This is a genomic window from uncultured Nevskia sp. (assembly GCF_903885465.1).
Taxonomy (GTDB): domain Bacteria; phylum Pseudomonadota; class Gammaproteobacteria; order Nevskiales; family Nevskiaceae; genus Nevskia.
Genome location: NZ_CAISIQ010000164.1, coordinates 1 through 4848, shown reverse-complemented (window position 1 = coordinate 4848; position 4848 = coordinate 1). Strand labels below are relative to the sequence as shown.

Genomic DNA, 4848 nt, shown 5'->3' with positions numbered 1-4848 from the left:
CGCTTCCTGCGCCTTGTAGCGGCGGCACAGGAACCAGATTTCGCGCGCTTTCTTCTCGCCGACGACGCGGGCGAGATAGGCGGTGCCGAAGCCCGGATCGACCGAACCGACCTTCGGGCCGACCTGGCCGAACTGCGCCTTCTCGGACGCGATGGTCAGATCGCAGATGGTGCAGAACACGTTGCCGCCACCGATCGCGAAACCCTGCACGCGGGCGATGACCACCTTGCGGCAGTCACGGATCGCGGTCTGCAGTTCTTCGATCGGGAAGCCGACCATGCCGCGCGGGCCGTACAGGCCATCTTCCGAGTAATGCACTTTCTGGTCGCCGCCGGTGCAGAACGCCTTGTCGCCGGCGCCGCCGAAGATCACGGTGTTGACCGACTTCTCTTCATCGGCCTTGCGGAACGCGTCGATCAGTTCTTCGACCGTCTGGTTGCGGAAGGCGTTGAACACTTCCGGGCGGTTGATGGTGATGCGCACGGCGTTGGCGCCGACTTCGTAGGTGATGTCCTTGTAATTCGACATGTCGTTTCTCGATCGGTGTAGGGGTAGGCCAGACGAAGCACTGGCGACAGCAACAGGCCCGGGACGTTTGTCTCGGGCCATATGGTATGGAACCATACAATAATATCAACGCAGCGCGGCTTGTGGCGGCGCGGGCTCGCCCGCACTTGCGAGGTGCCGGCATCGAGCGCCGACTTGCCGCCGGGCTGCGCCCACATTGCCTACAGAACGAGAACGAACATGGCTTACGAATCGCTTGAACTTGAAGTTCGCGACGGTGTTGCGCACCTGGTGCTGAACCAGCCGAAGCTCGGCAATCCGTTCAACGCCGCGTTCTGCGCCGATCTCGGCAAGGTCGGCGGCGAACTCGCCAGCCGAAAGGACGTGCGCGCCGTGCTGCTGCGCGCCAACGGCCCGTTCTTCAGCGTCGGCGGCGACGTCAAGATGTTCTCGAAGACACTCGACAGCTTGCCGGACCAGATCCGTGTATGGACCGCCGGCCTGCATCTCGGTGTCGCGCGGCTGGCCCGGCTCGATGCACCGATCGTCGCTGCCGTCCATGCCACGGCCATGGGCGGTGCGGTCGGCCTGTTCGCCGGCTGCGATCTCGTCTACTGCGCGCGCTCGGCGAAGCTCGGCGGCGCCTATACGACGATCGGCTACACCTGCGACATGGGCGCCACCTTCACCCTGGCTTCGCGCATGGGTTTGTCGCGGGCGCGGCGCTTCCTGCTGCTCGGCGAAGTGCTGAGCGCCGAGGAAGGGGAGCGTGCAGGGCTGGTCGATTACGTCGTCGATGACGACGTACTGATGCAGGAAGCCGAAGCCGCAGCGATCCGGCTCGCCAACGGCCCGACGCGGGCTTACGGCGAACTGCGCCGGCTGATGACCACGGCGCTCGGCGCCGGCTTCGAGCGGCAGATGGAAGACGAGGTGCAGGGCCTGATCCGCGCCGCATCCACCGATGACGCCCGCGAAGGCATCACGGCTTTCATCGAGCGTCGGCCGGCGCAGTTCAAGGGGCGGTGAGACGCGCCGCTTGTCCGACAGGAAGTCTCAACGCAGCTTGATCAGCTTCTTGCCGGTATTGCGGCCTGAATAGACGTCGACCAAGGCCTGAGGCGCTTCGGCGATGTCGCTGCTGATGTCTTCGGCGTAGCGCAGCGAGCCGTCGTTCAGCATCGCGGCGAGCTTGGCGGCAACGTCGTCATAGCGTTTGATGTGATCGAAGATCACGAAGCCTTCGAGGCGCAGGCGACGCGTCAGGATTTCGCGCTCGATGCGCGGGCCGGTCGGATTCGGTGCCCAGCTGGCGATCGACATCGTGCCGCACTGGATCACCCGGCCGAACCAGGCCATGTGACGGATCACGCTGTCGGCAATCTCGCCGGCGGTGTTGTCGAAAAAGACATTGACCCCGTTCGGGCAGGTTTCCTTGAGCTGCGGCTCCAGCGGCTGCTTGTAATTGATGAAGGCTTCGTAGCCGTAATCGGCGATCGCCTGGCGACCTTTCTCGTCGGAACCGACAACGGCAACGCCGCGTGCGCCGGCCTGCTTGGCGAGCTGGCCGACGATGCTGCCCACCGCGCCGGCTGCCGCCGTGACCAGCACCGTTTCGCCGGGCTTCGGCGCGCCAATGTCATGCAGCGCGAGATAGGCGGTGAGGCCGTTGATGCCGAGCAGACCGGCGCCGGTCGACAGCGGCGCCTGCTTCGGATCGACCTTGCGCAGCACACCGGCCGCTGTGGCGACGCAGTAGTCCTGCCAGCCAAACCAGCCGTAGAGAAACTGGCCTTCGGCAAAGTCCGCGTGCTTCGACGCGATCACCTTACCGACTGCCATCGCCCGCATCACCGCGCCGATCGGCACCGGCGGGGCGTAATTGTTTTCGTCGTTGACATAGCCGCGCTGGGCCGGGTCCACCGACAGATAGTGGTTTTCGACCAGGAACTCGCCGTCCTTGAGTTCCGGCACGGCCACGGTCTTCAGCTCGAAATGCTCGGGCTGCGGAATGCCGACCGGGCGGGATTTGAGGGTGATCTGGCGGTTGTTCATGGCGACACCTTTGAATGAGTTGCAGAGTCGGGAATTCGAGTGGCGAATCCCGCATACATCGTCATTCCCGCGAAGGCGGGAATCCAGTTGTTTGTTTCCAGCGGTGTGCATGCATCGGAACTGGATTCCCGCCTGCGCGGGAATGACAGTCCACAAAAAAGCCGCGCGGCAACAAGGCCGCGCGGCTTCGGCAAACGAAGGCCAAGCGAAGCTCGGCCGACGTTTCAGCCATGCATCGTCAGGCCGCCCGAGACGGAGATCGTCTGGCCGGTCATGAACGAGGCGTCGTCACTGGCGAGGAACGCCACCAGACCCGGGTAATCGCTCGGCTCGCCGATACGGCCCAGCGGCACGCCGCGGACCATCGCATCGCGAATCTTCTGACCTTCCTCGCCGGTGCCGACGAAGGCGTCCATCGCCGGGGTGTTGGTCGGGCCGGGGGCGATGCAGTTCAGGGTCACGTTCTTGCGCGACACTTCACGAGCCAAGGCCTTGGCGAACGCAATCGTCGCGCCCTTGGTGCCCGAGTACACGACTTCGCCGGACGAACCGACGCGGCCGGCATCAGAGGCGATGAAGATCACGCGGCCACCACCACGCTGGACCATGCCCGACACCACGGCATGAGTCATGTGCAGCGGGCCCATGTAGTTGATGTCGACAACCTTCTTCCAGAAGTCCGGGGTGGTCTTCAGGAACGGGATCGGCTTGTCCCAGCCCGCATTGTTGACCAGTGCCCAGGTCGGACCGATCTTGGCTTCGACTTCGGCAACCGCCTTCTTCACGGCTTCGTAATCGGTGATGTCGCAGATGCCGGCCGTGGCTTTGCCGCCGGCTGCTTCGATCTCGGCAACGGCCTTGGCCGCTGCTTCCGCATTCATGTCGAGCACGCCGACGATCATGCCTTCTTCCGCCAGACGCTTGGCGATCGCGAGGCCGATGCCGCTGGCTGCGCCGGTGACTAGGGCCACCTTGTCTTTGAGTCCACGCAAGATTCTTTCTCCTGAAGGGTGCTGCACAATGAATGCCGGGCCAATGTCGGAGGATCCCTGCAGGGCCAGCCATGGCTTGCCCGAAGGGGTCCAACCAACATAGTATGGCACCATACTACAATGTAGATTGGCGTTCGCAAAGCCATCAACATGGTGACGATCTCCGGCCAGCCTGCCCTTAGTCGGGTGCAGCCGGGCCGGGATCGGCGCATGTTGACGGCTGATGACTGCACGATCGACGACACGATGCGGAGGGGTGCGTGAACGACAGCCAGGTGGCGGGCGAAGCCTACGAGGGCGGTAGCGGGTCGGTGCTGGTGTTGCTGCATGGATTGGGTGGCACCTGGCATATCTGGAAGCCGGTGCTGCCGCTGCTGGAGAAGCACCATCGAATCATCGCGCCGACCCTGCCCGGACATCCGGGCGGCCCGGCGATTCCCGAAGGCGTGACACCCACTGTCGATGTGCTCGCCGATCTGCTGATCGCCGATCTCAAGGCGCGCGGTATCGAGCACGCTCATGTCGCCGGCAATTCGCTCGGCGGCTGGCTGTCGCTGGAACTGGCACGGCGCGGCTTCGCGACCTCGGTCACTGCCTTGTCGCCTGCCGGTGGCTGGGCGACCCAGGAAGATTACAAGGCGATCGCCAAGTCGTTCCGCATCGTCTTCATGATCCTGCCGATCCTGATCTTCCTGACGGCGCTGTTCCTGAGGTTCGCCTGGGTGCGTCGCACGCTGAACAAGCAGGGCATGGAGCGCGGCGATCTCGTTTCGCCAGCGGAAAGCAGCCGGGCGATGAAGTCGATGCGCGACACGACGATGCTGCCGGCGCTGCTGCTCAGCATGGGTCAGCGCGGCGGCATCGCGCCGTTCAAGGTCAACCCGCCGCTGGTGCGTATCGCCTGGTGCGAGCTCGACAAGGTCATTCCGTTTGCGCGCTACGGCAAGCCGCTGCAGACCGTGGTGCAGGGCTCGGAAAGTCTGTTCCTGCCCGGCTGCGGCCATGTGCCGATGTATGACGATCCTGAACTGGTGACGTCAGTGATCCTCGCCACCACGGCGCGTGTCGATGCGCCGGCTGCAGGGAGTGTCGCAGCATGAATCTGATGAACCTCAACCCTGTGGTCGCCGCGACTCTGATCCAGCGCCGCCAGGTGGCCCGGCAGGTGTCGCGCAGCGAACGCTTCGTCGATCAGATCGCCAAGCTTGCCGCGCAGCTCAAGCTGCCGGTCGACAAGGTCGCCGCGGAAGCGCTGAAAGGCCTTGAAGAAATCGTCACCGTGCAAAGCCCGGCG

At 64.3% G+C, this 4848-nt stretch carries 6 protein-coding genes; 3 read left to right on the top strand and 3 right to left on the bottom strand.

All coding sequences use genetic code 11. The features are described 5' to 3' along the window. The coding region (locus QZY06_RS06230; RefSeq protein WP_295681665.1) for an enoyl-CoA hydratase-related protein at positions 1-528 on the bottom strand (528 nt) is incomplete at its 3' end. Positions 529-747: 219 nt separating this feature from the next. Between QZY06_RS06230 and QZY06_RS06225 the strand changes: the two genes are divergently transcribed. Beyond that, positions 748-1536, top strand: a complete 789-nt coding sequence (locus QZY06_RS06225; protein ID WP_295681663.1) for an enoyl-CoA hydratase/isomerase family protein — start codon at positions 748-750, stop codon at positions 1534-1536. 27 nt (positions 1537-1563) lie between these two features. Here QZY06_RS06225 and QZY06_RS06220 read toward each other — a convergent pair whose 3' ends face one another. Both QZY06_RS06220 and QZY06_RS06215 read right to left on the bottom strand, forming a co-directional pair. After that, complete coding sequence (locus QZY06_RS06220) at positions 1564-2562, bottom strand: NADP-dependent oxidoreductase (RefSeq protein WP_295681661.1); 999 nt, start codon at positions 2560-2562, stop codon at positions 1564-1566. Positions 2563-2786: 224 nt separating this feature from the next. Beyond that, complete coding sequence (locus QZY06_RS06215) at positions 2787-3554, bottom strand: SDR family NAD(P)-dependent oxidoreductase (RefSeq protein ID WP_022974976.1); 768 nt, start codon at positions 3552-3554, stop codon at positions 2787-2789. Between the two features lie 260 nt (positions 3555-3814). Here QZY06_RS06215 and QZY06_RS06210 point away from each other — a divergent pair, with 260 nt between their 5' ends. Next, the gene (locus tag QZY06_RS06210) at positions 3815-4654 is read left to right on the top strand and encodes an alpha/beta fold hydrolase (protein ID WP_295681658.1); all 840 of its coding nucleotides are present in this window, start codon (positions 3815-3817) and stop codon (positions 4652-4654) included. Positions 4655-4659: 5 nt separating this feature from the next. Continuing rightward, positions 4660-4848: hypothetical protein (locus tag QZY06_RS06205; protein ID WP_295681656.1), on the top strand; the 189-nt coding region annotated here is incomplete at its 3' end.